This is a genomic window from Janthinobacterium sp. 1L-D-8-B-C4, assembly GCF_057291295.1.
On sequence record NZ_JBXAVX010000013.1, the window covers coordinates 165,151 to 191,647 of the forward strand.

The window sequence follows — 26,497 nt, forward strand, 5'->3', positions numbered from 1 at the left end:
TGCCCACGGTCGTGCGCTACGGATGCGTGTGGCAAAATGAAGCAGAAGTTAATTGCTAGTTTCGCAATCTGAACGAGCGTTGTGGTCTACATGATAAAATCCCGGCATGCAAAACCAGTAGCGCCGCGTTGTTCTGCGGATATCACCCCCCGAAAGGAAAAAAGAATGAATAAATTTGTAACGCTGTTTTTCGCTGCATCCGCAGTGATTGCTGGCTCGGCTTCGGCTCAAACCCCAACCTCGCCACCATTCGCTCCAGTGACCACCGACATCAAGGCACCGACGCCAAAAAGCGCCTATGTGCAAGATGCCCGCGGCGTAATCGTGCGTGACCCATTCGGCCTGTGCTGGCGTACTGGCTACTGGACACCTGCTGACGCGGTGCCAGGTTGCGACGTGCCACTGTGCGTAGAACCAGAAACCCTGCAAAACGGCAAATGCGTGGCGCCTCCGCCACCAGTTGCACCAGCGCCTGCTCCGGCACCAGCGCCAGTGGTTGTGCCAGTACCAGCACCTACCTCGGAAAAAGTCAGCTTCGCCGCTGATGCATTCTTCGACTTCGACAAAGCTACCCTGAAACCGGAAGGCAAGTCGAAACTGGATCAGCTGACCACCCAACTGGGCGGCATCAACCTGGAAGTCATCATCGCCGTGGGTCACACTGACTCGGTCGGTACCGATGCTTACAACCAGAAACTGTCGGTACGTCGTGCTGATGCTGTCAAAGCCTACCTGGTTTCCAAAGGCGTTGAAAGCAACCGCGTGTACACCGAAGGCAAAGGCGAGAAACAGCCAGTTGCTGACAACAAAACTGCCGAAGGCCGTGCGAAAAACCGTCGCGTGGAAATCGAAGTTGTTGGTACCCGCAAGTAATTACCCTGCCGGCTGCGCCTGATCTGCCCGGCAGATCAAGCGCAATCGATAAAAACCTCGCTACGGCGGGGTTTTTTTTCGTCCGTGGCTGCCCGTTTTGAAAAATGCCGCTATCATTGCCCCCATGAACGCCGACCCTCTTGAAATCCAAAAATTCAGTGAGCTGGCCCACCGCTGGTGGGACCCCACTTCCGAGTTTCGTCCCCTGCACGAAATTAACCCCCTGCGCCTGGAATGGATCAACGCGAAAGTGCCGCTGGCCGGCAAGCGCGTGATCGACATCGGCTGCGGCGGCGGCATCCTGGCCGAGTCGATGGCCCGCAAAGGCGCCAACGTGACGGGCATCGACCTGTCCGAAAAAGCCCTGAAAGTGGCCGACCTGCACAGCCTGGAATCAGGCGTGAACGTGCGCTACAAGCTGATCGCCGCCGAAGCCATGGCCGCCGAAGAAGCCGGCCAGTACGATGTGGTGACCTGCATGGAAATGCTGGAACACGTGCCCGACCCGGCCGCCATCGTGCAGGCCTGCGCCGCACTGGTGAAACCCGGTGGTCATATCTTCATGTCGACCCTGAACCGCAACCCGAAAGCCTACCTGTTCGCCGTGCTGGGCGCCGAATACATCCTGCGCCTGCTGCCAAAAGGCACGCACGACTACGACAAATTCATCACCCCGGCCGAACTGTCGCAATTTGCGCGCAGCGCCGGGCTGGACGTAAACAGCATGCGCGGCATGGGCTACAATCCCCTGACCAAGATCTACTCGCTGAACAACGATACCAGCGTCAACTACCTGGTGGCCTGCACCCGGCCCCTGTAAGCGACAAGGCGATCCACAAGGCGGCTACGGCCGCCATTTTTCATTTTTACCCACTTTTACCTACCCTGCGCCCGCCATGACCACCGACCACCTGCCAGCCCCGCGCGCCATCCTGTTCGACCTCGACGGCACCCTGGCCGACACCGCACCCGACCTGGCGGCCGCCATCAACCTGATGCGCACCCGCGCCGGCCTGGCGCCCACCCCTTATGAGGTGCTGCGCCCCACCGCCTCGGCCGGCGCGCGCGGCATGATCGGCGCCTCGTACGGCATCGTCCCCGGCGAAAGCGGCTATGAGCCCCTGAAAACCGGCTTCCTGGACAACTACGAAGCCGCCCTGGCGGTGGAAAGCCGTTTGTTCGACGGCATCCCTGCCCTGCTGGAAGGCTTGAGCGCGCTGGGCCTTGCATGGGGCGTGGTCACCAACAAGGCGGCCCGCTTCACCGACCCGCTGGTCGGCAAGATCGGCCTGAGCAGCGCCGGCTGCGTGATCTCCGGCGACACCATGGCCCACCCGAAACCGCACCCTGCCCCGCTGCTGGAAGCGGCCCGCCGTCTGAACCTGCCCCCCGAGCAATGCTGGTACGTCGGCGACGACCTGCGCGACATCCAGGCCGGCCGCGCCGCCGGCATGCGCACGATAGCATGCGCCTGGGGCTACTGCGGCCCGGTCGAGCCGCTGTCATGGAATGCGGATTATTTGCTGGAGACGCCGGCAGCGTTGCTGGAGCTGGTGAGCGAGGTGGTGGTGGCGGAGCGGGCGTTGGCGGCTTGATCAAACAACTTCCGCCCGTGGTGTTCAATACTGCGAATGCACCATGCATGATCCCGAAGTTTGCGCTACAATGAAGGTTCTGTGGGGACGACCTGGTTTCGACGTGGGTTGCAAAGCAGCGCAGGGCATACCGAGGGCGGGCTACCTCGTAAATACAACCTGAAAAAACTTAACTGCAAACGATAACTCGTACGCACTGGCAGCTTAATCGCTGTTAGCTCTAGAACACCTCGTCCCTGGGGTGGGCCGTCAAAAGCTCTAGAGTCATTTACAGGGACTCGTCTGATGCTGGGTTACTTAGCATTCGACTAAATAATAGGTAACTCGCTTGTACACAGCGTGCACGTCCGCGTTGTACCGGTTAAATTAAATGGCAGTGCTAAGTATGTAGAACTGTCTGTAGAGTGCTTGCGGACGCGGGTTCGATTCCCGCCGTCTCCACCACTGGATAAAAAAGTAAGGGCCCCCGAGCGCAAGCGACGGGGCTCTTACTTTTTTATCCAACGACGAAACAGCCGGGCATCGAATCTGCGTCCGGCACGGACGCGGGGGTTTTGCGGGAATTCGGCGAGCAAAGCTCGCCGCCGCAAAACCGGGTTGCGCTTGCAAGCGCAACCCTCTCCGATTCTTCTGACTAGGTTTGAGGCCGCAGGCTTCGCTCTAGAAAACCATCTAATGCTCAGGCCGAGTCTAAACGATGGTATCTGACCCCCAGTTCCCTGCACGATGCCGCGAAAGGATCGCGCTCAAGCCCACCTCCGCTAAGCTGAAACGGGCTGAGAACCACCGGGCGGCTATCCTGCACGCGATCGCCACCAACAGCTTTGACTATGCAGCCACCTTCCCGCAATCGTCCAATGCCGCCAAGTTCGCCGACCATGTGGGCGATGTGCAGACCATCGAGGCGTTTCTGGACAAGTGGCAGGACAGGCAAAAAAAGCACCTCAAGGCCAGCACATACAACGGCTATCGCAAGATCGTCGTTGGCCAGCTGATCCCCTGGTTCGGTACGATCATGCTGTCGGCGCTGCGCAAGAAAGACGTGCGGGCGAAGCTGGAGCCCATGACCGCGACAACAAGACCATGGCCAACATCCAAAGCGTGCTGCGCAAGGCGCTGGACGACGCGATAGAGAACGAACTGATCGAGGTCAAGCCGCTGGCGCGGTGGTGCTATTCCAAGGTCGAAGCGCCGCAGTCGAAGGACGATATCGCCCCGTTCACGAAAGAGGAACAGGCGGCAATTCTGACGCAAGCAACCGGCCAGGGGCGCAACCTGTTGCAGTTTGCCTTCTGGACCGGCTTGCGTACGTCTGAGCTGGTGGCGCTGGATTGGGCCGATGTGGACTTCATACGCGGCGTCGTGATGGTGACGCGCGCCCTCACCCAGCACTCCAAGGCTGCGGAGAGCACCAAGACCAACGCCGGCCGCCGCGAGGTCAAGCTGCTGGAGCGCGCCATGCACGCGCTACAAGAACAAAAAGCATTCACTTGGACGAAGGGCGAGGAAGTGTTTCAAAATCCGCGTCTGAAACGGCACTGGGAAGGGGACCAGCCGATCCGCAAGACACTATGGACCGGCATTCTGCAAAACGCTGGCGTGCGGTATCGCAACCCATATCAAACGAGACACACTTATGCCAGCGTGATGCTGTCGTCCGGCGAGCACCCGATGTGGGTTGCAAAGCAGATGGGGCACGCAGACTGGACGATGATTGCAAGGGCTTATGGCCGCTGGATGCCTGATGCTGATAATATGGCCGGCAGTAAAGCTGAAATTATATTCGGACAATAAAAAGATAAAAAGTATAGGTTATTAGGAAAATGGAAAACATATTTGAAAGCGTAGATCTAAAAGACGTCGGCCTTATCATTGGCGGTCTAATAACATCAATATCAACAATAACAGCAATGATCGTGACAAATTTTTACAACCTTAAAATTGCAAAAACCAATATCACAAATCAAAACAAAAAAAAAGAATTAAGAATCAAAAATTCAAAGGATTGAGGATTTTTATTACCTATAAGAAAAATGGGAAATGAATTATCAATTAATTTGCATAAATCATTTGCAATGCCACTTGGGACACTACGATTACTCCCATATAGCAAAACTGGAGGACGGGAAAAATAAGTTACTTCCTGGTGAGCTTCAAAAAATTCAAATGCTTTTAAATATTCATCTTCCGGAATTGAAAATCCATCAAGAAAAAGTTGAATTAGTTAGAGCATCAATTGCACCTTACCTCGATGATCCAAAAACAAGCAAGCTCGACGCGGACGACTTTTTCACCTTGCAAGATAAATTTAATAAAGTATCTCGCGGCTTTAAAGAGGAAATAGCAAATCTCGCCCATATCATAAAGGATAAAAATAATGGCTCTCCCTGATTTGGATGCAAACAAACTACAAGAAAACGCCCTTACATCAATTCGCCTCGGAGTAGAGGATTTTCAACTTAGCCAGATATCATTGGACAAAGGGGGCGATCCGGCAAGGGCCTTGTCAGCGGTACGAAATCTTTTCGCAGGTGTATTACTGTTATTCAAATACAAAATTGCTATATCGGTCGACGAACCAACTGATGCATCTTCATTGATTTTCAATCCCCCAGAGGTACTACCCCATTCCGATGGAGACGGCGGAATAGAATGGAAGCCCGCTGGAAATTTTAAAAAAACAACAATCGATGTCACTACAATACAAAAACGCTTCAAAGCCTTCAATATCGACGTAGACTGGAGGACGATTGAGAAATTACAGGACTGTCGCAACCACTTAGAGCATTTACATCCAGCCAATACGCTGGGTGAAGTTGCAGGTTTCGTTGCCGAGCTTTTCCCCGTCTTGCGAGATTTCGTTCAACTCCAGCTGGACAAGCCGCCTGCAGAACTCCTAGGTGCAGCTTGGCATACCATGCTAGAGAGCCATAATTTCTTTGTCAAAATTAGTTCTGAATGCGCCGCTGCATGGGCTGATGTTGATGTCCCGGAGCAGATGCAGCAATGGCTTGATGCGTGCCGATGTGAGGAATGCGGATCTTCGCTATTGGGTCCGCATCCAGATGACGTAGAACAAGGTTATGGTGTCGACCGTCAGGATGACGTATTCAAATACCGATGCATGGCATGTAACCACGTTGACCTGATAGCGCCACTTATGATTGACGCACTGAACGACGCACACGACTACGATCCGCGAGACGGCGGTGAGCCAGGTGTTGAGGGCTGCAATGAGTGTGACCGAGCCACATTTGTAATTCATGAACAAAAATGTAGTTGGTGTCATGCAACTCTTGACTATCCTCAGTGCAAAGTCTGCGAAGAACCACTGAATCAAGATGATCAGATGAATGGAGGCCTTTGCGGCTATCATCTTCATGTGTACGAAAAAACCATGAGGGACGATTGATTTTTACGGCTGGGCAACGATACTTCGGGATAGCTGGGCAGTATTAATTATCAGGGTGCCTTTCTCGCTGGCTCTAACGCTACCATCGATGATTGTCTGCATTTTGACAGTAAAACCTTCAAGACGCCTAAAGAATCTAAGTTTACGGTAGGTTCGATTCCGCCGTCTCCACCACTGAATAAAAAACAAAGGCCCCCGAGCGCAAGCGACGGGGCCTTTGTTTTTTATTCAACGACGAAAACGCAGAGAACCGAATCCGCGTCCGGCACGGGCGCGGGGCGTAGCGGGGAATTCGCCTCGTATGCGAGGCGCCCGCGAAGCGACGTTGCGCTGCAGCGCAACGGCTCCCCGATTCTTCTGACCAAGGAAGCGCCAACGGCGCTTTTGCCTTATCCCATGCGAGACAGCCAAGAACCAATTCCCCGTCCGGCACGAACGCGGGGTTTTGCGGGGAACGAGCGCTGCTCGTTCGATAGCCGCAAAACCGGGCTGCGCTTTCAGCATAATCCGCCCCGATTAGTCTGCCCAGATTTTAGGCCGCAAGGCTTCGCCCCTGAAAAACCATCTGCTGCTCAGGCCGTGTCTGAATGGCGGACCTGATCCCGGCTCTCGGTTATGCTACCGACTTCTTATCATGGAATGCAATGATGACGACGCCAGATGTGGATGTTGCGGAGTGGGAGCCACTTGACCTTGAATGGCACGGGGAGTTCGCGTTTATGGACGGGGCGTTACTGGGAGACGAGAGTGCGCGCGGGGTTTACATCATGCTCGCGCCTGCAGGAAAGCCGCCCTTTGAAATCGCTCAAGAAGCAAGTGCCAGACATTTTCCGCCGTCGCCATTGTGTATTGGGCAAATAGTCTGGCGACATCGAGTCTATCCGGGTTTGTTGCGCGATAGTCAGCGTGATTACTACCTGCTCCCACAGTACCTTGCGCAATATGGCTACCATGCGGTGCAGGCGTTGCCTTTTCGTTTCAAAGGCACTCTGAAAAAACTGGGTTACCATTACTGGAGTGACCAGACCAGCGCCTATTGGTTTGATGATTATTCCGTGACCTTGATGGTTGATGTAAAGCACCAGAATCTTGCTTTGCTTGAGCCGGCACCAGATTTTGTATCAGCCGATTGCGCACTGTTCAGCGATGGCGTGAACGTCTTTCTGTCTGGAAAGGTGATCGCGAGTGCGCACGACCAGATCCGTTATACCAATCATCCGGCTTACCGGGTGATAAACGGACAAGTTTACAGAGGATATAAGCGATTGCACCAGAAGGACGGCACACCTTTGTCGATCGCCAATCCTGACGGCTTTCACATGCTTGCGCGGCGCTGGGGGACGGATGGTGAGTCGATTATCGTGCAGGCACAGCAGGGATCGAGCGTTGCATACGAATACTTTTACCGCATTGACAATGCCGATCTGGCCACATTCACCGTACTTAACGAACGTTATGCCAAGGATGGGCAACGTGCGTATTATTTGACGGGAAAGTCCATTCGCTATGTGGGCGATTTCAAATTGCTCAAATGCCGGCAACCGGAATTTGATGAGGCCGGCCGGGTGGTGTCTGCGAGTGAATATCAGCACGAGTATATTGCCGTGGATGATCAGTTCGTTTACGCCGCAGGGACGCGTGTGCGTGGCGCTCACGGCCCCAGCTTTCAACACCTCGGCTTCGACTATTACCGCGATCATCAGCGCGCTTACTGTCGCAACAAACCGCTGGATGTGGACGTAGACAGTTTCGTCGTAGCGCAGTTGCATCATGCGGGACGCGATTACTCGCCGATACTGGTGGGCGACCGAAATGGGCCGCTGGGCAGCGACGGTGTACTCGACGAGGCCATGCAGCTGGAGTGGGCGCCATTTTTCGGGGCGCATCCGCAACTGACGGATTACTGGTGGCACCGCTTGAAGGCGCAGGAAGAGGCGCGGGCGGCACCTCAGGAAGAAATCTCGGCGCGACGCGTCATCGGTCTTGGCTTCGAACTGGGCCGACAGGTGTACTTTCATGGACGGCCTATCATCGGATTGGATGCGGCCAGTTTCAAGTTATTGAGTGAACATCTTTGCGGCGATGTCAATGGCTTGTATCTGATCCCGTATCATTGCGCTGACAGAGCCGTGCCTGAACGGTTTTCTACTGAGTCTGTGGAGCATTTCAGCGCATTCGATTTGACTTACCTGAGTGACGGTAAAACAGTATATTGCCACCAAATTTTCTATCACTGTCCTCAGCCCATTTTCAAGGCTGACATTGCCACCTTCGTGAGCTGCGGTTATGGCTGGGCCAAAGATAGCCGTGCCGTTTACTACAGGGGGCAGGCAAAAAAATACCTCGATCCCGAAAATACACAGATACTTGGCACTTATGCGTTCAATTCCACGTTGATGATGTCCGATGGCAAGCCGCTGGATGTCGAGTTCAGCCCGGAAGAAGTCTCGGTGCCGCATCCTCATTTTCTGCTGCTAGGCACGCGTAAATTGTTTTGTGGCCGAAGACCGCTGAGCGCCAAGCGCATAGACTTGGCCACGTTAGAGTTTCTCGATGATCGCCATGCGCGCGACAAGCAACGGTTCTACCGCTACGACGGCCATTCCGGACTGACTGAGGTGAGCGAAGAGGACTACCTGCGCGCATAGTTTTATGCATGCATGCGAGGTCAGTTCCGCCATGACAACACGTCTCAGCAATACCAATGTCCGGACCAAAAATCACTGCGCAATCTCAGTGTCAATGTAAATAGCTCAGGTATGGTCCTCCATACCCGATTACTATTCAAGGGCACACCAAAATGAAGCCGCTCCTGACTATCTTCCTCTCCACCCTGCTCCACACAGTTCACGCCGCCGACCAGCCCATGCAACCAGCCAGTACCAAACCACTGAAGGCCGAGTACACGATCTATTCCGGAGAGCTGGGCAACGAGCAAGCACCGAGCAAGACCGACCGGAAGCTGGCGATCGAAATCAACGGTCCGGCGGCGAAAGATATCTTCGACTCCCTCTATCCAGACGCCAAAGTCACTTGCAGCGGTGAGCAAGGCGAACGCTTGCGCAGCAAGGGAAACCTATGGTGCTCGTTTCTTCCCACTACAGAGTACCGCTGCTTCCTCGGTTATGACCTGAGAGCAGGCAAGGACATTCCTGGCGCAAGCTGCTGACTGTCCCCAGCCACAGCCTCAGCCGAGCCAGCCCATATCCCCACCCAGCCCGTCAAAACCGCAGCCCATCGCACCCCGCTGGCTCCCGGGCACCATCTCCCCTATCGTCCCTACCATACCGGCCCAGTCAATCACGCCGCCGATCCACCTCGAACAGGGATGCCTCATGCTGAACCTCTCCACGCTCCGCCTCGCCACCGCACCGCTGCTGACACTGCTGCTGGTCATGCACGCCCCCGCCAGCCAAGCCCAGGATCACACCCTGGCCACCCGCATCGACAACGCCATCGCGCCGCTGTTCAAAGCTGGCGAACCCGGCGCCACCATTATCGTTACCAGGGCCGGCCAGCCGGTGTTCCGCAAAGCCTATGGCATGGCCGATGTTGCCAAAGGCCAGGCCATGACGCCGGACACGGTAATGCGCATCGCCTCGATCACCAAGCAGTTCACCGCCACCGGCATCCTGATGCTGGCCGACGAGGGCAAGCTGGCCCTGCACGACGACATCAACAAATTCCTGCCCGACTACCCTACTGGCGGCAAGCCCATCACCATCGAGCAATTGCTGACGCATACCTCGGGCATCGCCAACTTTACCAGCAAGCCCAGCTTTGAAGCAAACGTGGCGAAAGACCTGACGCCGGGCCAGATGATCGATACCTTCAAGAACGATCCGCTGCAATTCGAACCGGGCAGCCGCTACGCCTACAGCAACTCGGGTTATTTCCTGCTGGGGGCGATCATCGAAAAAGTCTCGGGCCTGTCGTATGCTCAATTTGTCGAGCAACGCATCTTCGTGCCGCTAGGCATGGCCAACAGCGCCTACGATGGCCATGAACGCGGCGGCGCACCGCGCGCGCAGGGCTACACCCGCAGCAGCACCGGTGCCGGCTTCGAGCACGGCAAGGTGGTCAGCATGACCCAGCCGTACGCAGCCGGAGGACTGGTGTCGACCGTGGACGACATGGCGCGCTGGGATGTGGCGGTTACTGCCGGCACCTTGCTCAAGCCGGCCAGCCAGCAACAAGCCCTTGCCGCCCATATCCTGGCCGATGGCAAAAGCGTGCCGTATGGCTATGGCTGGAACGTGGACAAGCTGCGCGGCATGACGATGCAGTCGCATGGCGGCGGCATCTATGGCTACTCCAGCTACGCCCTGCGCCTGCCCGGGCAACAGTTGTACGTTGCCGTGCTGACCAATGCCGACAGCGGCCTTGCGGCGGCCGACATGGTGGCGATGAAGGCGGCGGCCATCGCGGCCGGCAATCCCTTTCCCGAGCACACGGCGGTCACGCTGAACGCCAGGCTGCTGGACGCCTACCAGGGCAGTTATAAAATCGATGACAGCAACACGCGCAATTTCCGCAGCGAAGGCGGGCAGCTGGTGATGGACCGCAACGGCCGCAACAAGGTGGTGCTGAGCGCGTTTTCCGATACAGGCTTTTCCATTCCCAACTCGGTGGCGTATGTGGAGTTCGGCCGCGATAACAAGGGAGCGGTAACGCAAGTGACCTTCCATGGCCCCGGCGATCCCGTGGTGCAGGCGCGCGTTGGTGCACTGGCGCCGTAAGCCTGCCTGCATGCCGGGACTGCAATACAGGCGCAGCCCGGCAGGCAGCATTTATCGCTACGAGCGTGCCGACAAATACGCGATCGCCTTGCGATACTTCTCCACTCGCTCCAGATCCTTTTGCGACGGCTGTGCAATCCGCGACAAATCACTGTTCTCCGCCAGGTCCGCCAGCTTGACCTTGCTACCTACCGGATCGAGCGCTGCACGCGCCACGAAATCCTCGTACGACTCGCCCTCGATCTTGGTCACCGCGCGCAAGCCACTGATCACCTCGGCAGAAAACCCTTCACGCTCCAGGTCCTCAAACGTGACCTCGCTATCTTCCACCACATCATGCAGCACCGCGACAATCTGCTGCGCCCCCGGCGCCACGCGCAGCATCACGCGCAATGGATGCAAGATGTAGGGCGCGCCGCCCTTGTCGACCTGGCCCGCATGGGTCCTGGCGGCAATCTCGATAGCCCGCTCCAACGTCCCTGGCTTGATTGATATGGTCATTTTCACTCCTTGACGAGCACAGCCGCACGCCAGCCACGACGCTGCAAATGGCAGACGCTCGTGCACAGCACGGCTGGCAATAATAAATTGAGTACCGGGACCAGCATCAACAAGCACAGCATCAGCCCCAGGGCAAAGATGGCAGGGCCTTGCAGACGGCTTAGCGCCTGCCGCTGTTCCTGGTGCAGCACGCCATCGGCCGCCGCGCCATACACCAGCCGCACATTCCAGGCCAGCAGCCACGCGATCAGCACGAACATGGCCCAGACCGGTATCAGCAGCGACAACAGCAGCAGGATACGCTTGCCCCACGACGGCTTGGAAACAACAGCGGATAAATCCGATGGCGGCTGCCACGCTGGGTAACGGCGCGCCACCACCTCGCGGGCACGCTCGAGCAACAGCGAGCGCAGCGGCAAACGTGCCGTGCTGATGGCGCCGACGATAAACACGAGCACGTAGAAAAAGGTGGCCAGCGCCAGCAGCGCCAGCGCAATCTGGCCGATCGACAGCAGCGATTTGACGAGGCTGCCCAGGCCGCCGGTGATATTGCCCATCTGCGAAATGGTGGCAGGCCCGCTGGCCAAGGACCCCACGCCGTCGAGCACGCCCACGCCCAAGAGGCCGGTAACGGACACCAGCGCCAGCATGCCGCTCAGCTCAAGGAAGAACTGGCCGAAATAGATGTACAGGCCCAGCCAAATCAGCACCGCCACCATGCATAGCAAGCCGGAGCGCCACCACAGCCCCGCATGGCGTGTGTCGCGCAAGCCGAGGCCGATGCAGGCAGACGCTTCTCGAAAAGCCTGTGACCAGGTGTGCAGTATGTTTTTCAAGGCCGGCATGCTCCGCAATCAGGGGACGGATACGGCGATCCGCATGTTGCTGATTGTACATGGACGAGTCTGGCGCACGGCTGCACGGCAGCCGGGCCGCGTGAAATGCTCCAATCTGAAAACGGGCTATGATCTACCCACGAGCAAGCCCCTGGCATAGATTGGTCTCCCGATGACAAACAAAGCAGCGGCAAAGGTAATCAAGAACACGGCACCGCGCAAAAAGCTTGCCGCAAAGTCCGTGGTGGTGGTCGGCACTTCCGCTGGCGGCATGCAGGCGCTGATCAAGCTGATCGCCCAATTCGACGCTGGCTTTCCTGCGGCGATACTGATCGTCAATCATATGGCGGCGTCATCGTCGGCCGAGCCGCTGCTGCATGAGTTGCTCAAGGCAGGGTCGCTGCCCTGCAAGATCGCGACGGACCAGGAAAAGATTCTCGCCGGCCACGTCTACCTGGCCCAGCCCGACCATCACTTGATGATTTCCGGCGACAAGATCACGATTACCAAGGGCGCCCGCGAGAACCGGGCGCGCCCGGCCATCGATTCGCTGTTCCGCTCGGCGGCAGTGGCCTTCGGCAACCGCGTGGTGGCCGTCGTGCTGACCGGTTACCTGGACGACGGCAGCGCCGGCATGGTGGCCGTCAAGCGCTGCGGCGGCATCTGCGTGGTGCAGGACCCCGCCGATTGCGCCTATCCCGACATGCCGCAAAATGCCTTGCGGATGGCCAAGATCGACCATAGCGTGCCACTTTCACAGATGGGTGCGCTGCTCACCACCCTGGTCAAGCGGCGCGTGCGCAAGCCGACTGCCGTACCGGACGATATCGCCATCGAAGCGACCATCGCCGAACGCGTGCTGAGCGACCTGGAATCGGTAGAGGAACTTGGCGAACAGGTCCCCTTCAATTGCCCGGGCTGCGGCGGCGTGCTGTGGCAGATGAAAAAGGGCAAATTGCTGCGCTACCGCTGCCATACCGGCCACTCCTATACGGCCGCGACCCTGATGGATGAGCAGAAAGCGAAGATGGAAGAAACCCTGTGGATCGCGCTGCGCATGTTCGAAGAGAACCGCAACCTGCTGATACGCATGGGCGCACAGGGCGAGGCCAGCCCCTCGCATGTGGAACGGGTGGAACAGGCCAAGGTGCATATCGACCGCATCCGCGCGATGCTGAAATCGGCGACGGCGACTTCCTGAACCAAGTCAAGGTCACGCTGTGGTACCTGCGCGATCATCCATGGGCCACGACGACCACCTTGATATTGACATCCGGGACCATCCATGAACTGTCGATTGCTCCTCCTTGCAACGCTCCCGTTCCACATCACCTCCGCACTGGCGGTTGACGCGTCCCCGCCAGGCACACCCAAGCCCTTGCGCGGCGACTATCAAATCTATGGTGGCACTTTGTCGGAAATGCTGCCGCCAACATCCAGCGACAAGAAAGTGGCGTTCATGCTGACGGGGCCGGCGGCGAAAGACCTGTTCCTGCAGCTCGGGCCGGACATCGCCAAGGAAAATGCCTGCAGCGAGGCAAAGCACTACCGCGAGCGCCGCCGCGGGGATTTATCGTGCGTGCGCATGAAAAACGAAGGCTACAGCTGTTATTTCGGAATCGACCTGAAGACCGGAAAAGGCATGCACGGCGCGATCTGCTAGCTCGGGCGCCCTCCCCCACCTCGCAGGAGAAGGCGCCTGCCCCATCAACACTACATCATCAGAAATCCACGTTCGCCGACAACCACAGCCTGCGCCCTTCCATATTGTTTACATAGCGGCTGGCATACGTCAGCGTCGGCGCCGCAGTGGCGCGGTACGGCTGGTAGTCGATAAAGTCCTTGTTGAGCAGGTTATAGACTGCCGCGTTCAGGGTCACTTTTGGCGTCAGCTGGTAGCTGGCGCCCAGGTGCAGCATGGTGTAGCCCTTGTAGTCGCCCAGCGCGGCCTTGGCGGCGCGGGTCGACGCGGAGGTGCCCGGATCGCGGAAGCGGTCGCTGCGGTATTCGGCACGCAGCCAGCTCTTCCATTCACGCGTGATATCCCAGCTAAGGCGCGCATTGACCGCATGTTTCGGCGTGTCGCCCAAAGGCTTGCCGATATTGCTGCCGCTCTTCTGCTCGCTTTCGGTGTAGGTGTAGTTGGCGCTGGCGGCCACGGTTTTGCCCAGCGGGAAGCGGGTGTTCATTTCCACGCCGCGCGTGACGGCTTCGTCGACGTTGATCGACTGGCCAAACGCATCGACGTTGGGCCAGTTGCCAAAACTAACGCAACCCGGGCGGTTCGGCGACGGCCGGTAGCTGCAGTTGACGAGGCCGGTGCCGGTGGTGATCTTGTCCTTGAATTCGTTGTTGAACACGGAAAAACTGGCGGTCCAGCCGGCAAGGTTGTCGAAATAGGCGCCCAGCTCGGTGGTGGTGCTGGTTTCCGGTTTCAGGCCGGGGCTGCCGACCAGCGGGATCGTGCCCTGGCCGCCGAAACCGTTGATGCCGGGCGACAGCTGCTCCACGCGCGGCGTCTTGTAACCTTTGCTGAGGCCGCCCTTGACGGTCCAGTTCGGCGTAGCGTTCCAGACCGCGTAGCCGCGCGGGCTGGTCTGCCCGCCAAAGATGCTGTGATCGTCATGGCGCGCGCCCAGGGTCAGCGCAAAACTTTCCAGCAAACGCCATTCGTCTTCCGCAAACAGGGCTTTTTGCGTGAACTCGAAGGTCTTTGGTGCCACGCCGTCGGTCATCTCGGCCTTCCACCACTGCGCACCGATGGTCGACATGTGATTGCCCCACGGCAGTACCAGCTTGGTATCGAACACACGGCTTTCCACTTTCAGCGTGCGGGCGCTGCCGGCCACGGCGCCTGGCGTGCCCGGCGGTATCGTGCGGCCCAGGGTTTCAGTCTGGTTCACCATATAGCTGCTGTCGAGCGTGCCGAAGCCCAGGCGCGCCGTGTGCGACAAGGTCCACTGGTCGCGGTTATATTTTTGCTTGGCGGCATAGCCGCCCGTGCCCAGCGTGCCAAGCTGGCCGCGCGAGTTGTCATAGGTCTGGCGGCCAGCTTCCGCGTCGAGGATGATGGTATGGAAACGGTTCGGCGTAAACGCCAGTTTGCCGCCAAAGTTTTCCACGTCCGAGCGCACCGGGTTGCTGCCCATGTTGAGCGCCACATCCGCGCCGGCCTGGGTTTCATAGCTGATCTCGGCCGCATCGCGGCGCTGCTTGCTGCCGCGCAGCGACAGGCCGAGGGTATCGGCGACGATCGGGCCGCTGAGGTAAAACTTGCCGGCCTTGACGTCGCCGAACGACGATTCCTGCTGCGCCGTATAGTCGGCGCCCACCGAACCGATCCATTTCTTGCCGACCTTGCGCGTGATGATATTGATCACGCCGCCCATCGCGTCCGAGCCGTACAGGGTCGACATGGGTCCGCGGATGATCTCGATGCGCTCGATGGCCGCCAGCGGCGGCATGAAGCTGGTCTGCGTGCCGCCGAAGCCGTTCGGCGTGACATTGCCGGCCGCATTCTGGCGCCGGCCGTCGATCAGCACCAGGGTGTAGTCGCTGGGCATGCCGCGTATGCTGATATTCATGCCACCAGTCTTGTCGCCGGCCGCGCCGACGTCGATGCCTTCCACGCTTTCCAGCGCCTGCGTCAGGTTGCCGAAGCGCTCGCGCGACAGCTCTTCGCGCGTCAGCACGGTGATCGAGGCGGGCGCCTGCTTGATGTCCTGCTCGAAGCCGGCAGCCGAGACCACCACTTCGGGCATGGTGCCGGTGGACGTATCCTGGGCAAAAGCGGTGCCGGACAAGGCTGCCAGCGCAAGGGCCAGAATGGTTGGACGTGGCAGGTGTGGCGTACGATGAAACATTCAATCTCCAGGACGGTGGTGGTTATTACGATTCAAGAATAGGAATCATTTACAATTGATGGTGCAAAGAAGTTCTTAAGAGGTTCTTAACAAGTTGTATTGAAGACACATGCGCATACTGCTCACTGAAGACGACCCGCAACTGGGCCGCGCCACCCAGATCGGCCTGGAACAAGGCGGCTACGCCGTAGACTGGGTCACCTCGGCCGAACAGGCGCACACGGCGGTGCGCCTGCATGACTACGGCTGCATCCTGCTCGACCTGGGCTTGCCGGGCCAGGACGGCATGGATGCGCTGGCCATGCTGCGCACGCGCGGCTACCTGGGCGCGATCCTGATCGTTACCGCGCGCGACAATGTGGCCGGGCGCGTCGCCGGCCTGGACGCCGGCGCCGACGACTTTATCGCCAAGCCGTTCGACCTGGACGAGCTGGCCGCGCGCATTCGAAGCGCCTGCCGGCGCGCCGCCGGCAGGGTGCGCGAACAGGTGACGCATGGCGACCTGTTGCTCGATATCGCCGAGCGGCAAGTGACGCAAGCGGGCAAACCGGTGCCGCTGACCCTGAAGGAATTTCGCATCCTGCAAATGCTGGTGGAACAGAGCGGGCGCATTCTGAGCCGCGAACAGCTGGAAAAAAATCTGTACAGCTGGGGCGAGGAAGTGGAAAGCAATGCGATCCAGGTGCATATCCACCACCTGCGCAAGAAACTGGGGCGCGGCCTGATCCGCACCGTGCATGCAGTCGGCTATTGCTGCGATAAACCTTTATCAGCCGTGGCAGCGTGAGGGCCAGCAAAAGCTGGTCGCTGCGGCGCACCCTGCTGGCGGTGCTGCTGGGGCTCACCATCCTGCTGTGGGGCAGCAGCGCGGCCATCGTGTATGTGGAAGCGCAGCAGGAAAGCGAAGAACTGTTCGACCAGTCTCTGGTGGAAACCGGGCATCTGCTGCTGTCGCTGGTGGAGAACGATTTGCGCAATCGCGGCAAGCAGGCCACCATCGACCTGCCGATGCGCGGCTATCCGAACCCGCATCACTACCTGCGCTTCAAGGTGCGCGACGCGCAGCAGAACGTGCTGTACCGCAATGATGGCGCCCTGAACACCTCGCTGTCGCGCAACGCGCCCGATGGCCTGTCGTGGACCAGCATCGACGGCCAGCAATGGCGTTTGTTCGTATTGTGGGATGCGCCGCGCCAACTGCAATTACTGGTTCTTGAGCCGACCAGCCACCGCGACGATATCAGCAGCCGCTTTTTCTACAAGATCGCCATGTTCGGCGCGCTGCTGGTGGCGCTGGCGACGATCGTCATCTGGTGGAGCATCAACCGCGTGTTTCGCGTGCTGCGCGATTCGGCCCTTGAAGTTGCGGCACGTACGCCGAACGACCTGGGCGACGTCAGCCTGCAGGGCGTGCCCAGCGAAGTGCACCCCTTGCTGCTGGCGATCAACCGCCTGTTCGGGCGGGTGCGCCACACGATGGAATACGAGCAGCGCTTCACGGCCGACGCGGCGCACGAACTGCGCACGCCGCTGGCGGCCATCAAGACCAATCTGCAAGTGCTGCAGCGCGCCCGCAGCCCGGTTGAACGCGATGAATTCATCGCCGGCCTGGGCCTCAGCGTCGAGCGCGCCAGCCGGCTGGTCGATCAATTATTGACGTTGGCGCGGCTCGACCCGCAGGCGGGGCCGGCACTGCAACCGCGCACGATGGACTTGGCGTCGCTGCTGGCCGAAGAAAAGGACAACTGGCAAACACTGTGCGCGCAACGGGGCCTGGCCTTGCAGCTGGAGTTGCAAGCGGCACCCTGCCTGCTGGAACCGCACAGCATGCGCATGCTGGTGCGTAACCTGGTCGACAACGCCATGCGCTATACGCTGGCGCCGGGCAGCATCGCCGTCAGTTGCGGCCAGCAAAATGGCGCGTCTTTCCTGCGTGTAACCGATAATGGCCCGGGCATCCCGGAGGAAATGCGCGAGCGCGTGTTCGAGCGCTTCGTGCGCCTGGCCGGCGCGCACCTGCCCGGCAGCGGGCTGGGATTGTCGATCGTGCGGCGCATCGCCGACAACCATCAGGCCAGCATCACGCTCGACGCGGGCGAACAGGGACAGGGGCTGGCGGTCACGGTGAGGTTTCCGCCAGCCTGAAAGTCTTCAGGCGATATTCTGGCGGCGCGCCAGCGGCACATATTCACCGGGCAAGCCGGCCGTTTCCAGCGCATCGGCAAACGCCAGCAGGAACTTGGCCGGGCCATGTTCCGACACCAGCAAGGAAGCGCCCTTGTGCCGCAACAGTTTCAATACTTCCTGCTGGTGCGCCTGGTATTCGGGCGAATGGCCGTAGAAGGTCTGGTACATTTCCAGCGTTTCCATGGCCTTGGCGGCCAGGATGAATTCGGGTTTTTCCATGATATCTCCTCGGGGTGATGTCGAAAGAATACCTGGTCATCATACGCTTGAACCCGGCCGGCCAGCAACTCGGCGCGGCACCTGTGCCGTGATGATGTCGGACAGGACTTCGATATTGATCGGCTTGACCAGGTAATGATCAAAGCCGGCCTCGCCTGCCAGGTCGAACTGGCCCAGTTGGCTGTAGCCGGAGGCGGCGATAAAACACGGGAACGGCGCCGTCAAGGCCGCGCGCGCCGAACCGATGACCTGGTAGCCATCCATGCCGGGCAGGCCGATATCGCAGATCACCACGTCATACGGCGCATCGAGCACGGCGCGCAGCCCGCTGGGGCCGTCCAGGCGCACATCGACTTGGTGGCCATCGTGCTCCAGCAGCATGGCCAGCAATTCCGCCGCATCGGCGTTGTCTTCGATCAGCAATATGCGCCGTGGCAAAGCCGTCGCCGGCGGCGCGGGGGCGGCGATGGCAACCGGCATGGGCAGCGGCGACAGTGGCAACTTCAGGATGAACTGGCTGCCCAGGCCCACGCCCGCGCTGACCATATCGACCGTGCCGCCATGCAATTGCGTGAGGGTACGCACCAGCGACAGGCCGATGCCCAGCCCGCCCTGGGCCCGTTCCAGCGAGCGATAGCCCTGCGTGAACAGATCGAAAATGAACGGCTGGGTGTCGGGCGCAATGCCGGCGCCATCGTCGCTGACGGTAATGTCCACCAGCGCGCCATTGCGTTTGGCAACGATATCGATATGGCCGAATTCCTGCGTAAATTTGCTGGCATTGTTCAGGAGGTTGGCAAACACCTGTGTCAGGCGCACCAGGTCGGCCTCGATCAGCAGCGGCTCGTCCGGCAGGCTCAGGCTCAGTAGCTGCTGGCGCTTGTCGATGTTCGCCTGGCCCGCTTCCACGGCGCTGGCCAGGATGTCGCTCAGCAGCACCGGCAGCAGTTGCAGCTTGATCTTGCCGCTGCTGACGCGCGAAGCGTCGAGCAGGTCGTCGATCAGGCGCGCCATATGGCTCACCTGCCTGCCGATCACGCCGTGCACATGGGCCAACACCGGGTCGAGCGCGACTTTCTTGCCCAGCAAGTCATTGGCCATCGCCAGCGGTTGCAAGGGATTGCGCAATTCGTGGGCCAGCATCGCCAGGAACTCGGTCTGGCGCAGGGAAGCGGCCTCGGCGATGGCCCGCATGGCTTGCGAGCTCGCTTCATGGAAAGGTGATTCGGCAGGCGATGCGGCAGGCGCATGCCCCGCATCCGGTGGAAGCGCAGTGTGGTGCATGATGGCGGATGATCGGTTTGTGTGGGCAAACCTGGAAAACTACTCTTCGCCCATCGGCGCTCACTGGGTATCGCCGTGCACGTCAGCTCGATTGCTGCAAACGGTGTATGTCGCACTACGCCCATACCATACTCTCTTTCAGCAGAGCACATAGTTATTTATGGTATTTGCGACGCAATGGCACGCGGTGGCGGGGGCCAGAAATCGGCGCTCGGGTAAGATGGGCGCCTTTGCCTCTTCGCGTCCAGGATTGCCCATGCCCCATTTACGAACCGCCCTGCCCTGGCTGCGCGCCATGGCCCTGGCCTTGCCGCTGGCGTCCTTGAGCGCCTGCGCCAGCCCGCCCGCGCCCGAAACCCTGTTCGTGGCGACCGCGCTGACGGCGCCGCATTCCTTCACCAAGGGCGTCGAAGGCCCGGCGGTCGATGCTGACGGCAATATCTACGCCGTCAATTTCGCGCGCCAGCAAACCATCGGCAAGGTCACGCCCGATGGCAAGGGTGAAGTATTCATCACTTTGCCCGGCGCCAGCATCGCCAACGGCATCCGCTTCGGCAGCCGCGGCCAGATGTACCTGGCCGACTATATCGAGCACACGATCTATGTGGTAGACCCGCAAACTCGCGCGATTGCCATCCACGCGCGCGATGGCCGCATGACGCAGCCCAACGATATCGCCATCACGCAGGACGACGTGTTGTATGCGAGCGATCCGAACTGGAAGGAAAACACCGGCCGCGTATGGCGCATCGGGCGCGATGGCACGGTCACGCTGGCGCTCGACACCATGGGCACGGCCAACGGCATCGAGGTCAGCCCAGACGGCAAGACCCTGTATGTGAATGAAAGCGTGCAGCGCAATATCTGGGCCTACGACATTGCGGTTGATGGCAGCTTGAGCGGCAAGCGCCTGTTCCAGCGCTTCGATGATTTCGGCATGGACGGCATGCGTGTCGACGTTGACGGCAATCTGTACGTCACGCGCTACAGCAAGGGCACGGTGGTCAAGCTGTCGCCGCAGGGCAAGCTGCTGCGCGAGATCAGCGTGCCGGGCGCGAAACCCAGCAACATCAGCTTCGGCGGCCCGGACGGACGCACCGCGTATGTGACGGAAGTGGTGCAAGGGCGGCTGCTGCAGTTTCGCGTCGATCGGCCAGGGCTGGAGTGGCAGCGGGGGCAGGAGCGCAAGGCGTATCCGCTCGCTGTACCAGTCCAATAACCCAACGGCGTAAAGGCTGGGGTCAGACCCTCAATGCCGCAAACTCAGAGGCTTGCGCTAGCGGTCGCGGGGGTCTGACGGGGACGCCGAGTCCCCGGATTTCAGTTGCGTTACCGGGGAATCACGCGCTCTTGCTTCAACCGATCAAACAAGTTGAAAAACGCCTCCGGCGTATCCTGGTAATCGAGGAAACCGGCCTTGCGGCTCTTGCCCATGTCGGTCATCACTTCCATCGGGCGGCCAAGGTCGGCGTCGGTATGCCACCATGAGGCGAGGCGGTTGACATCCGCTTCCACCAGCCCATGCTGCTGCGCGATGGCGCGCCATTGGTCAGCCGCGCCGTCCATGCGTCCGGCCAGCGGCGAGATGGTCTCGGGCAGCTCGGCCGCCTCGATGCCGAAATAGGCGGCAAGTCGTGGCCACAGCCACTTCCAGCGGAACACATCGCCGTTGACAATATTGAAGTCCTGGTTCGCTGCAGCCGGGCTTTCGGCGGCCCACGCCAGCTGGCGCGCGATCTGGCCCGCATCGGTCATGTCCGACAAACCATTCCACTGCTCGCCAGAACCGGGAAACACGAAGGGCTGGCCGCTGGCCTTGCACAAATTCGCATACACGGCCAGGGTCAGGCCCATGTTCATGGCGTTGCCCAGTGCGTAGCCGATAATCGTGTGCGGCCGGTGCACGCTCCAGGTAAAGCCGAATTTTTCGGCGGCTTCGAACAAACGGTCTTCCTGCTCGTAATAGAAATTTTCCACATCCTGGCGGCCCTGCTCTTCACGGAACGGCGTGACCGGCACCGATCCCTTGCCATAGGCGTCGAACGGCCCCAGGTAGTGCTTCAAGCCCGTCACCAGCGCGGCGTGGCGCAAGTGACCATTCGGCCCCAGCGCAGCCAGCACATTGGCCACCATGGCGCCGTTGACACGGATATTTTCTTTCTCGTTTTCCTGGCGCGCCCAGGCCGTGAAAAAAACATGGCTGGCGTCGATGCCTGCCAGGCCGGCGGCGACAGCTGCGGCGTCGGTGGCGTCCAGCTGCAAGGCGGCGCAACCGGCCGGCACGGGGGTGCGGCCGCGCGAGACGCCCGTTACTTTCCAGCCCTGTGACAGCAGATGGGTGGCAAGGTTGCTGCCGATAACGCCGCTTGCGCCGATAATCAATGCGTGTTTGTTCATGGTGTGCTCCAACATAAAAATCCATCATATAACGGACAGGAATTCTTATCCGCGATAGTATTTCACTCCATTTATGAAAAATATTCCGCAATCATGTCCGATCATCTGAAAGGCATCGCGCCATTCCTGGCCACCGCCGATGCCGGCAGTTTTACCAAAGCCGCCGAGCGCCTGCACCTGACCAGCTCGGCCGTCAGCAAGAGCGTGGCGCGGCTGGAAGAGCGCCTGGGCGTGATGCTGTTCGAGCGCAGCACGCGCAAGCTGAAACTGAGCAGCGCCGGCCACGCCTATTACGCCACCTGCAAGCGCGTGCTGCAGGAACTGTCCGATGCGGAAGGCGTGCTGGCCGAGCAGGAAGGGGAACTGGCGGGCGCGGTGCGCATCGGCGTGCCGGCGTCGTACGGGCGCATGCGCGTGATGCCGGTGCTGATCGCGCTATGCGAAAAATATCCGCGGCTGCAGCCGTCGGTCAGTTTCAGCGACCGCTTTGTCGACCTGTTTGAAGAGCGCATCGATATCGCCGTGCGCATCGGCGCGCCTGGCCACTGGCCGGCCGCGCTGGGGCAACTGCATCTGGGCGAAGAACGCCTGATCTTTTGCGCGGCACCAAGCTACCTGGCGCGGCGCGGCACGCCTGTCACTATCGAGGAACTGGAACAGCACGACTGCATCGCATATGGCCGTGATGACGGCACGGCGGCGCCGTGGCTGTTTGCGAAGGTTGCAGAAAATGAGGAAGGAGTGGAACGGCGCGCGGTCACGCCGCGTTTGATCGTGGGCGACGCCGAAGCGCAGACGGCCGCCGTACTGGCCGGCCTCGGCATCGCCCAGCAGGCGACATGGCTGGTGCAGGAACACCTGGCGGCCGGCGCTGTCGTGGAAGTGCTGCCGGTCTTTGCCACGCCAGGCTTGCCGCTCTACCTGGCGTGGCCGCTGGCGCGCCAGCTGACCACCAAGACCGGCACGCTGCTGCAGGAACTGAAGCAGCGGCTGTCGATCAATAATTAATACAGCACGTTCTTCGCTTCAGGCAGGTCGACATTGGCCTTGGTGACGATCACCACGCCGGTGTTGACGAAAGGCTCGACCTTCTTGCCTTCGATCAGGCTGACCAGGGTTTTCACGCCCAGCGCGCCCATCGAGTACGAACCCTGCACGGCGGTTGCATACAGGGTGCCGTCCTTGACGAAGTTTTTCAGGTCTTCATTGCCGTCAAAGCCCACGCCGATCACCTTGCCGGCCTTGCCAGCCTGTGCAATCGCGCGGCCCATGCCGACGGCCGTCGGTTCGTTGGCGCCAAAGATGCCTTTCAGGTCAGGGTTCGAGGCCAGCACGTCGGTGGTCTGGTTCAAGGCGGTGGCCATCTGCGACTGCGAGTAGTAGGTGCCGACGATCTGCAACTGCGAGTTCTTTTCGATATAGCGCTTGAAGCCACCGACGCGGCCCGTTTCGGAACCGGCACCGGCCACATACGACATCACGGCGATCTTGCCGGTCTTGCCGACCTGCGAAATCAGGGCCTTGGCGCTGGCCTCGCCGGCTGCTTCATTATCGGTCGACAGGAAGGACTGGTAATAGCGCTTGCCGCTGTCGGCCACCAGCGAATCGATCAGCACCACGGGTATCTTCGCTTCCCACGCTTTTTTCAGCGCCGGTACCAGCGCGTCCGGGTCGGAAGCGGCCAGCACGATGCCCGCCACCTTGCGGGTGACGGCGTTTTCCACCATGCTGACCTGGTCGGCAATCGCCGATTCCGAGGCCGGACCCTGGAAGGTCAGGTTGTAGCCCTTGGCGTCGGCCGCGCTGGCGGTGGCGCCTTTTTTCACGTTCTGCCAGTAGTTCGAGTTCGTCGTCTTGACGATCACGGCGATCTCTTTCGGCGCGGCGAATGCGGCGCCGGTGCTCAGGGCAAATGCTGCGGTCATCAGACCGAGCGAGATGGTTTTGATGGTTTTCATTGTCGTCCTCGTTTAATTATAGATTTAGGGTGTGACTACTTTCTGCTGCTTCAGGCGCGGTTGCGCTTCTGATCGATCCAGACGGTCAGCAAGATGACCAGTCCGATAATGATTTGCTGGATAAAACTCGATACGCCATTCATGTTCAGGCCATTGCGCAGGATGCCGATCACGAACGAGCCGATGACGGTGCCGGAAATGGTACCGATGCCGCCGATCAGCGACGCGCCGCCGATCACGGCGCTGGCAATCGCGTCCAGTTCATACATCACGCCTTCGTTCGGCTGCGCCGTCACCAGGCGCGACATCAGCACGCAGCCGGTCAGGCCCGACAGGGCGCCGGACAGGGTGTACACCAGCAGGGTCACGCGGCTCACTTTCACGCCCGACAGGCGCGCCGCTTCGGCGTTCGAGCCAACGGCATAGATATGGCGGCCAAAGGTGGTGCGGCTGAGCATGATGGACACTGCCACTGCGATCACCACCATCAGCACCACCGGATACGGAATGCCGGGGAACACCACTTCAGGGAAAGTGCCGCCGGTGTCGCGCTCGATGCGCCACAGCACGCCGTTACCGAGTTCGCCGAACGATTCGCCCAGGCCCGAAATGGCGCGGGCACCGGTGATCTGCAAGGCCAGACCGCGCGCGATCAGCATCATGCCGAGCGTGGCGATGAAAGGCGGGAGTTTCAACTGCGTGATGCAGAAACCGTTGACGGCGCCGCACATGGCGCCCATCACGATGCCGCCCAACATGGCGACCGGCACCGGTATGCCGCTCTTGACCAGCAGCGCTGCGGCCACGCCGGCCAGCGCCAGCACCGAGCCGGAACTGAGGTCAATGCCGCCGGTGATGATGACGCAGGTGGCGGCGATGCCCAGGTAGGCAATCGAGGTAACCTGCAGCGCCACGCTCATGCCATTGCTGACCGAGAAAAACGCATCGCTGGTCAGCGAAAACACCAGCAGCAGCAAGGACAGGCTGCCCAGCGCGGCAAATTTTTGGATCAGTTCTTTATTCATTTTCTTATGGCTTTCTGATATGGCTTTTAATCTTGATGGACTGCGATTAATGAATTGCTGCCTGTCCCGCGACACGGCCCGAGGCAAGATGCATGATTTCTTCCTGCGACGATTCGCGCGTGTTGACGATGCCGCTGATGCGCCCTTCGTGGAATACGGCCACCCGGTCCGTCATGCCCATGATCTCGGGCAGTTCGGAGGTGATCAGCACCACGCCGATGCCCTCCGAGGCCAGCTTGTCGAGCAGCTGGTAGATGGCGAACTTGGCGCCCACATCGATGCCGCGCGTGGGCTCGTCAAAGAAGATGATTTTCGATTCGCGGTACAGCCATTTGCTGATGACGATCTTCTGCTGGTTGCCGCCCGACAGATTGCGCGCGATCTGCTTCGAGGTCGGCGTCTTGATGCCCAGCGCGGCGATATATTTCTTCGCCACCGCTTCCTCTTTCGCAAAGTCGATAAAGCCGAAACGATTCGACAGCGCCGAGACATTGGTCAGCGTCAGGTTGGCCGCCACCGACATGCGGATCGCCAGGCCATGGCTCTTGCGGTCCTCGGACAGGTAGGCGATGCCATGGTCGATGGCGTCGATCGGCGAGTCGATGGTCACTTCGGTGTCGCCCAGGTGGATGGCGCCGCTGGTGAGCGGATCGGCGCCAAAGATGGCGCGCGCCACTTCCGTGCGCCCTGCGCCCATCAGGCCGGAAAAGCCGAGGATCTCGCCGCGTTTCAGGTCAAAGCTGAGCGGGCCGAACACGTCCTTGCGGTGCAGATCCGTCACGCGCAGCAGCACGTCATCGGTCGGTTTCGAGAACCGCTCGGGGAATTTTTCATCGAGCGTGCGGCCGACCATTTTCGCCACGATGGCGTCGAGCGAGATCGCATGAAAGTCGTCGGTGCTGACGAATTTGCCGTCGCGCAGCACCGTCACCCGGTCGATAATGTGCTGCATTTCTTCGAGGCGGTGCGAGATATACACCACGCTCACGCCATTGCGCTTGATCTCGTTGATGATCTCGAACAGTTGGCCCGTTTCGCTTTCCGTCAGCGACGATGTCGGCTCGTCCATGATCAGCACTTCGGTGTTCAGCGACAGCGCCTTGGCGATTTCCACCATCTGCTGCTGCGCACAGGACAGGTTTTTCACCAGCTCGCGCGGATCGATGCGCAGCTTGAGCCGGTCCAGCAAGGCCTGAGCATCAAAGCGCATCTTCTTGCGGTCGATGAAAAAGCCGCGCACCGGTTCACGCGCGAGAAAGATATTCTCGGCCACGCTCAGGTGCGGGATCAGATTGAGTTCCTGGTGGATGATGGCAATGCCGGCCGCTTCCGCGTCGACGCTGCTGCCAAAGCTGCATACCTTGCCCTTGTAGACCAGTTCCCCCTCGTCGGCCTGGTACACGCCGCTCATCACCTTCATCAGGGTCGACTTGCCGGCGCCATTCTCGCCGCACAGCGCATGCGCTTCGCCGCGGCGCAAACTGAAGCTGACATTGTCCAGCGCCAGTACGCCGGGAAAGCGTTTGCTCACGCCATTGAGCGCCAGTATCTCTTCGGATTGATTCATGGTGTGTCTCCTCCACTCCACTGCTATAAGCCGGCGCGCCG

At 59.8% G+C, this 26,497-nt stretch carries 25 protein-coding genes and 1 other RNA gene; 17 read left to right on the top strand and 9 right to left on the bottom strand.

What is annotated here, in order from left to right; translation table 11 throughout:
- Positions 1 to 165: 165 nt before the first annotated feature.
- The 11 genes from ompA to AC0Z42_RS21375 all read left to right on the top strand — a co-directional run bounded on the left by ompA (position 166) and on the right by AC0Z42_RS21375 (position 10,619).
- On the top strand, positions 166 to 873 hold the full coding sequence (gene ompA / locus AC0Z42_RS21325) for an outer membrane protein OmpA (protein WP_485470186.1): 708 nt from the start codon (positions 166 to 168) through the stop codon (positions 871 to 873).
- 124 nt (positions 874 to 997) lie between these two features.
- On the top strand, positions 998 to 1,693 hold the full coding sequence (gene ubiG / locus AC0Z42_RS21330) for a bifunctional 2-polyprenyl-6-hydroxyphenol methylase/3-demethylubiquinol 3-O-methyltransferase UbiG (protein WP_426076414.1): 696 nt from the start codon (positions 998 to 1,000) through the stop codon (positions 1,691 to 1,693).
- A 76-nt stretch (positions 1,694 to 1,769) separates the two neighbouring features.
- A complete protein-coding gene (locus AC0Z42_RS21335; protein WP_485470187.1) occupies positions 1,770 to 2,468 on the top strand; it encodes an HAD family hydrolase in 699 nt (232 codons plus the stop codon).
- Positions 2,469 to 2,551: 83 nt separating this feature from the next.
- Positions 2,552 to 2,912: a transfer-messenger RNA gene (ssrA, locus tag AC0Z42_RS21340) on the top strand.
- A 253-nt stretch (positions 2,913 to 3,165) separates the two neighbouring features.
- On the top strand, positions 3,166 to 3,600 hold the full coding sequence (locus AC0Z42_RS21345; RefSeq protein ID WP_485470188.1) for an Arm DNA-binding domain-containing protein: 435 nt from the start codon (positions 3,166 to 3,168) through the stop codon (positions 3,598 to 3,600).
- The gene (locus tag AC0Z42_RS21350) at positions 3,552 to 4,262 is read left to right on the top strand and encodes a site-specific integrase (RefSeq protein ID WP_485470189.1); all 711 of its coding nucleotides are present in this window, start codon (positions 3,552 to 3,554) and stop codon (positions 4,260 to 4,262) included. Before AC0Z42_RS21345 ends, AC0Z42_RS21350 begins: the two co-directional genes overlap by 49 nt.
- A gap of 246 nt (positions 4,263 to 4,508) precedes the next feature.
- Positions 4,509 to 4,859 (top strand): hypothetical protein, encoded by a 351-nt coding sequence (locus AC0Z42_RS21355; RefSeq protein ID WP_485470190.1) that lies wholly within the window; start codon positions 4,509 to 4,511, stop codon positions 4,857 to 4,859.
- Positions 4,846 to 5,880, top strand: a complete 1,035-nt coding sequence (locus AC0Z42_RS21360) for a hypothetical protein (protein ID WP_485470191.1) — start codon at positions 4,846 to 4,848, stop codon at positions 5,878 to 5,880. The genes AC0Z42_RS21355 and AC0Z42_RS21360 overlap by 14 nt, the downstream gene beginning before the upstream one ends.
- 587 nt (positions 5,881 to 6,467) lie before the next feature.
- Positions 6,468 to 8,528, top strand: coding sequence for a DKNYY domain-containing protein (locus AC0Z42_RS21365; protein WP_485470192.1), 2,061 nt, complete (start codon positions 6,468 to 6,470; stop codon positions 8,526 to 8,528).
- A gap of 152 nt (positions 8,529 to 8,680) precedes the next feature.
- Positions 8,681 to 9,049 carry a hypothetical protein gene (locus tag AC0Z42_RS21370; protein WP_485470193.1) on the top strand — a complete coding sequence of 123 codons (369 nt, stop codon included), beginning with the start codon at positions 8,681 to 8,683 and terminating at the stop codon, positions 9,047 to 9,049.
- Positions 9,050 to 9,215: 166 nt separating this feature from the next.
- Entirely contained in the window at positions 9,216 to 10,619 is a 1,404-nt protein-coding gene (locus tag AC0Z42_RS21375; protein ID WP_485470194.1) for a serine hydrolase domain-containing protein, read from the top strand.
- A 57-nt stretch (positions 10,620 to 10,676) separates the two neighbouring features.
- On the opposite strand, the gene AC0Z42_RS21380 is transcribed toward AC0Z42_RS21375, so the two are convergent.
- Together AC0Z42_RS21380 and AC0Z42_RS21385 are read right to left on the bottom strand one after the other, a co-directional pair.
- Complete coding sequence (locus AC0Z42_RS21380; protein WP_485470195.1) at positions 10,677 to 11,120, bottom strand: GTP pyrophosphokinase; 444 nt, start codon at positions 11,118 to 11,120, stop codon at positions 10,677 to 10,679.
- A gap of 2 nt (positions 11,121 to 11,122) precedes the next feature.
- A complete protein-coding gene (locus AC0Z42_RS21385) occupies positions 11,123 to 11,956 on the bottom strand; it encodes a hypothetical protein (protein WP_485470196.1) in 834 nt (277 codons plus the stop codon).
- Positions 11,957 to 12,128: 172 nt separating this feature from the next.
- On the opposite strand from AC0Z42_RS21385, the gene AC0Z42_RS21390 reads away from it, so the two are divergent.
- Together AC0Z42_RS21390 and AC0Z42_RS21395 are read left to right on the top strand one after the other, a co-directional pair.
- Positions 12,129 to 13,157 carry a chemotaxis protein CheB gene (locus tag AC0Z42_RS21390; protein WP_485470197.1) on the top strand — a complete coding sequence of 343 codons (1,029 nt, stop codon included), beginning with the start codon at positions 12,129 to 12,131 and terminating at the stop codon, positions 13,155 to 13,157.
- 84 nt (positions 13,158 to 13,241) lie between these two features.
- Positions 13,242 to 13,619, top strand: coding sequence for a hypothetical protein (locus tag AC0Z42_RS21395; RefSeq protein WP_485470198.1), 378 nt, complete (start codon positions 13,242 to 13,244; stop codon positions 13,617 to 13,619).
- Between the two features lie 58 nt (positions 13,620 to 13,677).
- Here the strand turns inward: AC0Z42_RS21395 and AC0Z42_RS21400 are convergent, their stop codons facing one another.
- On the bottom strand, positions 13,678 to 15,819 hold the full coding sequence (locus AC0Z42_RS21400; RefSeq protein WP_485470199.1) for a TonB-dependent receptor domain-containing protein: 2,142 nt from the start codon (positions 15,817 to 15,819) through the stop codon (positions 13,678 to 13,680).
- A 109-nt stretch (positions 15,820 to 15,928) separates the two neighbouring features.
- On the opposite strand from AC0Z42_RS21400, the gene AC0Z42_RS21405 reads away from it, so the two are divergent.
- Positions 15,929 to 16,606 (top strand): response regulator, encoded by a 678-nt coding sequence (locus AC0Z42_RS21405; protein WP_485470200.1) that lies wholly within the window; start codon positions 15,929 to 15,931, stop codon positions 16,604 to 16,606.
- Positions 16,603 to 17,964 carry an ATP-binding protein gene (locus AC0Z42_RS21410; protein ID WP_485470201.1) on the top strand — a complete coding sequence of 454 codons (1,362 nt, stop codon included), beginning with the start codon at positions 16,603 to 16,605 and terminating at the stop codon, positions 17,962 to 17,964. The genes AC0Z42_RS21405 and AC0Z42_RS21410 overlap by 4 nt, the downstream gene beginning before the upstream one ends.
- 6 nt (positions 17,965 to 17,970) lie before the next feature.
- On the opposite strand, the gene AC0Z42_RS21415 is transcribed toward AC0Z42_RS21410, so the two are convergent.
- Entirely contained in the window at positions 17,971 to 18,225 is a 255-nt protein-coding gene (locus tag AC0Z42_RS21415) for a hypothetical protein (protein WP_485470202.1), read from the bottom strand.
- A gap of 39 nt (positions 18,226 to 18,264) precedes the next feature.
- On the bottom strand, positions 18,265 to 19,509 hold the full coding sequence (locus tag AC0Z42_RS21420) for a hybrid sensor histidine kinase/response regulator (RefSeq protein WP_485470203.1): 1,245 nt from the start codon (positions 19,507 to 19,509) through the stop codon (positions 18,265 to 18,267).
- A 256-nt stretch (positions 19,510 to 19,765) separates the two neighbouring features.
- On the opposite strand from AC0Z42_RS21420, the gene AC0Z42_RS21425 reads away from it, so the two are divergent.
- Positions 19,766 to 20,728 (top strand): SMP-30/gluconolactonase/LRE family protein, encoded by a 963-nt coding sequence (locus AC0Z42_RS21425; protein ID WP_485470204.1) that lies wholly within the window; start codon positions 19,766 to 19,768, stop codon positions 20,726 to 20,728.
- Between the two features lie 110 nt (positions 20,729 to 20,838).
- On the opposite strand, the gene AC0Z42_RS21430 is transcribed toward AC0Z42_RS21425, so the two are convergent.
- A complete protein-coding gene (locus AC0Z42_RS21430) occupies positions 20,839 to 21,906 on the bottom strand; it encodes an SDR family oxidoreductase (RefSeq protein WP_485470205.1) in 1,068 nt (355 codons plus the stop codon).
- A 93-nt stretch (positions 21,907 to 21,999) separates the two neighbouring features.
- On the opposite strand from AC0Z42_RS21430, the gene AC0Z42_RS21435 reads away from it, so the two are divergent.
- Positions 22,000 to 22,914, top strand: a complete 915-nt coding sequence (locus tag AC0Z42_RS21435; RefSeq protein WP_485470206.1) for a LysR family transcriptional regulator — start codon at positions 22,000 to 22,002, stop codon at positions 22,912 to 22,914.
- On the opposite strand, the gene AC0Z42_RS21440 is transcribed toward AC0Z42_RS21435, so the two are convergent.
- From AC0Z42_RS21440 to AC0Z42_RS21450, 3 genes are read right to left on the bottom strand one after another with little or no spacing between them, the layout of a single operon-like run.
- Entirely contained in the window at positions 22,911 to 23,864 is a 954-nt protein-coding gene (locus AC0Z42_RS21440; RefSeq protein WP_485470207.1) for a substrate-binding domain-containing protein, read from the bottom strand. The two genes, AC0Z42_RS21435 and AC0Z42_RS21440, sit on opposite strands and share 4 nt — an antisense overlap.
- A 50-nt stretch (positions 23,865 to 23,914) precedes the next feature.
- Positions 23,915 to 24,889: an ABC transporter permease gene (locus AC0Z42_RS21445; RefSeq protein WP_485470208.1), complete on the bottom strand. Its 975-nt coding sequence runs from the start codon at positions 24,887 to 24,889 to the stop codon at positions 23,915 to 23,917.
- A 46-nt stretch (positions 24,890 to 24,935) separates the two neighbouring features.
- A complete protein-coding gene (locus AC0Z42_RS21450) occupies positions 24,936 to 26,456 on the bottom strand; it encodes a sugar ABC transporter ATP-binding protein (protein WP_485470209.1) in 1,521 nt (506 codons plus the stop codon).
- Positions 26,457 to 26,497 lie beyond the last annotated feature (41 nt).

What these genes read in the sequence shown, in the direction of transcription:
- AC0Z42_RS21445 (WP_485470208.1), bottom strand. Translation starts at nt 24,889, where the DNA reads ATGAATAAAGAACTGATCCAAAAATTTGCCGCGCTGGGCAGCCTGTCC.
- AC0Z42_RS21435 (WP_485470206.1), top strand. Translation starts at nt 22,000, where the DNA reads ATGTCCGATCATCTGAAAGGCATCGCGCCATTCCTGGCCACCGCCGAT.
- AC0Z42_RS21420 (WP_485470203.1), bottom strand. Translation starts at nt 19,509, where the DNA reads ATGCACCACACTGCGCTTCCACCGGATGCGGGGCATGCGCCTGCCGCA.
- AC0Z42_RS21430 (WP_485470205.1), bottom strand. Translation starts at nt 21,906, where the DNA reads ATGAACAAACACGCATTGATTATCGGCGCAAGCGGCGTTATCGGCAGC.
- ompA (WP_485470186.1), top strand. Translation starts at nt 166, where the DNA reads ATGAATAAATTTGTAACGCTGTTTTTCGCTGCATCCGCAGTGATTGCT.
- AC0Z42_RS21350 (WP_485470189.1), top strand. Translation starts at nt 3,552, where the DNA reads ATGGCCAACATCCAAAGCGTGCTGCGCAAGGCGCTGGACGACGCGATA.
- AC0Z42_RS21375 (WP_485470194.1), top strand. Translation starts at nt 9,216, where the DNA reads ATGCTGAACCTCTCCACGCTCCGCCTCGCCACCGCACCGCTGCTGACA.
- AC0Z42_RS21415 (WP_485470202.1), bottom strand. Translation starts at nt 18,225, where the DNA reads ATGGAAAAACCCGAATTCATCCTGGCCGCCAAGGCCATGGAAACGCTG.
- AC0Z42_RS21355 (WP_485470190.1), top strand. Translation starts at nt 4,509, where the DNA reads ATGAATTATCAATTAATTTGCATAAATCATTTGCAATGCCACTTGGGA.
- AC0Z42_RS21425 (WP_485470204.1), top strand. Translation starts at nt 19,766, where the DNA reads ATGCCCCATTTACGAACCGCCCTGCCCTGGCTGCGCGCCATGGCCCTG.
- AC0Z42_RS21400 (WP_485470199.1), bottom strand. Translation starts at nt 15,819, where the DNA reads ATGTTTCATCGTACGCCACACCTGCCACGTCCAACCATTCTGGCCCTT.
- ubiG (WP_426076414.1), top strand. Translation starts at nt 998, where the DNA reads ATGAACGCCGACCCTCTTGAAATCCAAAAATTCAGTGAGCTGGCCCAC.
- AC0Z42_RS21365 (WP_485470192.1), top strand. Translation starts at nt 6,468, where the DNA reads ATGGCGGACCTGATCCCGGCTCTCGGTTATGCTACCGACTTCTTATCA.
- AC0Z42_RS21345 (WP_485470188.1), top strand. Translation starts at nt 3,166, where the DNA reads ATGGTATCTGACCCCCAGTTCCCTGCACGATGCCGCGAAAGGATCGCG.
- AC0Z42_RS21450 (WP_485470209.1), bottom strand. Translation starts at nt 26,456, where the DNA reads ATGAATCAATCCGAAGAGATACTGGCGCTCAATGGCGTGAGCAAACGC.
- AC0Z42_RS21390 (WP_485470197.1), top strand. Translation starts at nt 12,129, where the DNA reads ATGACAAACAAAGCAGCGGCAAAGGTAATCAAGAACACGGCACCGCGC.
- AC0Z42_RS21405 (WP_485470200.1), top strand. Translation starts at nt 15,929, where the DNA reads ATGCGCATACTGCTCACTGAAGACGACCCGCAACTGGGCCGCGCCACC.
- AC0Z42_RS21380 (WP_485470195.1), bottom strand. Translation starts at nt 11,120, where the DNA reads ATGACCATATCAATCAAGCCAGGGACGTTGGAGCGGGCTATCGAGATT.
- AC0Z42_RS21360 (WP_485470191.1), top strand. Translation starts at nt 4,846, where the DNA reads ATGGCTCTCCCTGATTTGGATGCAAACAAACTACAAGAAAACGCCCTT.
- AC0Z42_RS21440 (WP_485470207.1), bottom strand. Translation starts at nt 23,864, where the DNA reads ATGAAAACCATCAAAACCATCTCGCTCGGTCTGATGACCGCAGCATTT.
- AC0Z42_RS21395 (WP_485470198.1), top strand. Translation starts at nt 13,242, where the DNA reads ATGAACTGTCGATTGCTCCTCCTTGCAACGCTCCCGTTCCACATCACC.
- AC0Z42_RS21335 (WP_485470187.1), top strand. Translation starts at nt 1,770, where the DNA reads ATGACCACCGACCACCTGCCAGCCCCGCGCGCCATCCTGTTCGACCTC.
- AC0Z42_RS21370 (WP_485470193.1), top strand. Translation starts at nt 8,681, where the DNA reads ATGAAGCCGCTCCTGACTATCTTCCTCTCCACCCTGCTCCACACAGTT.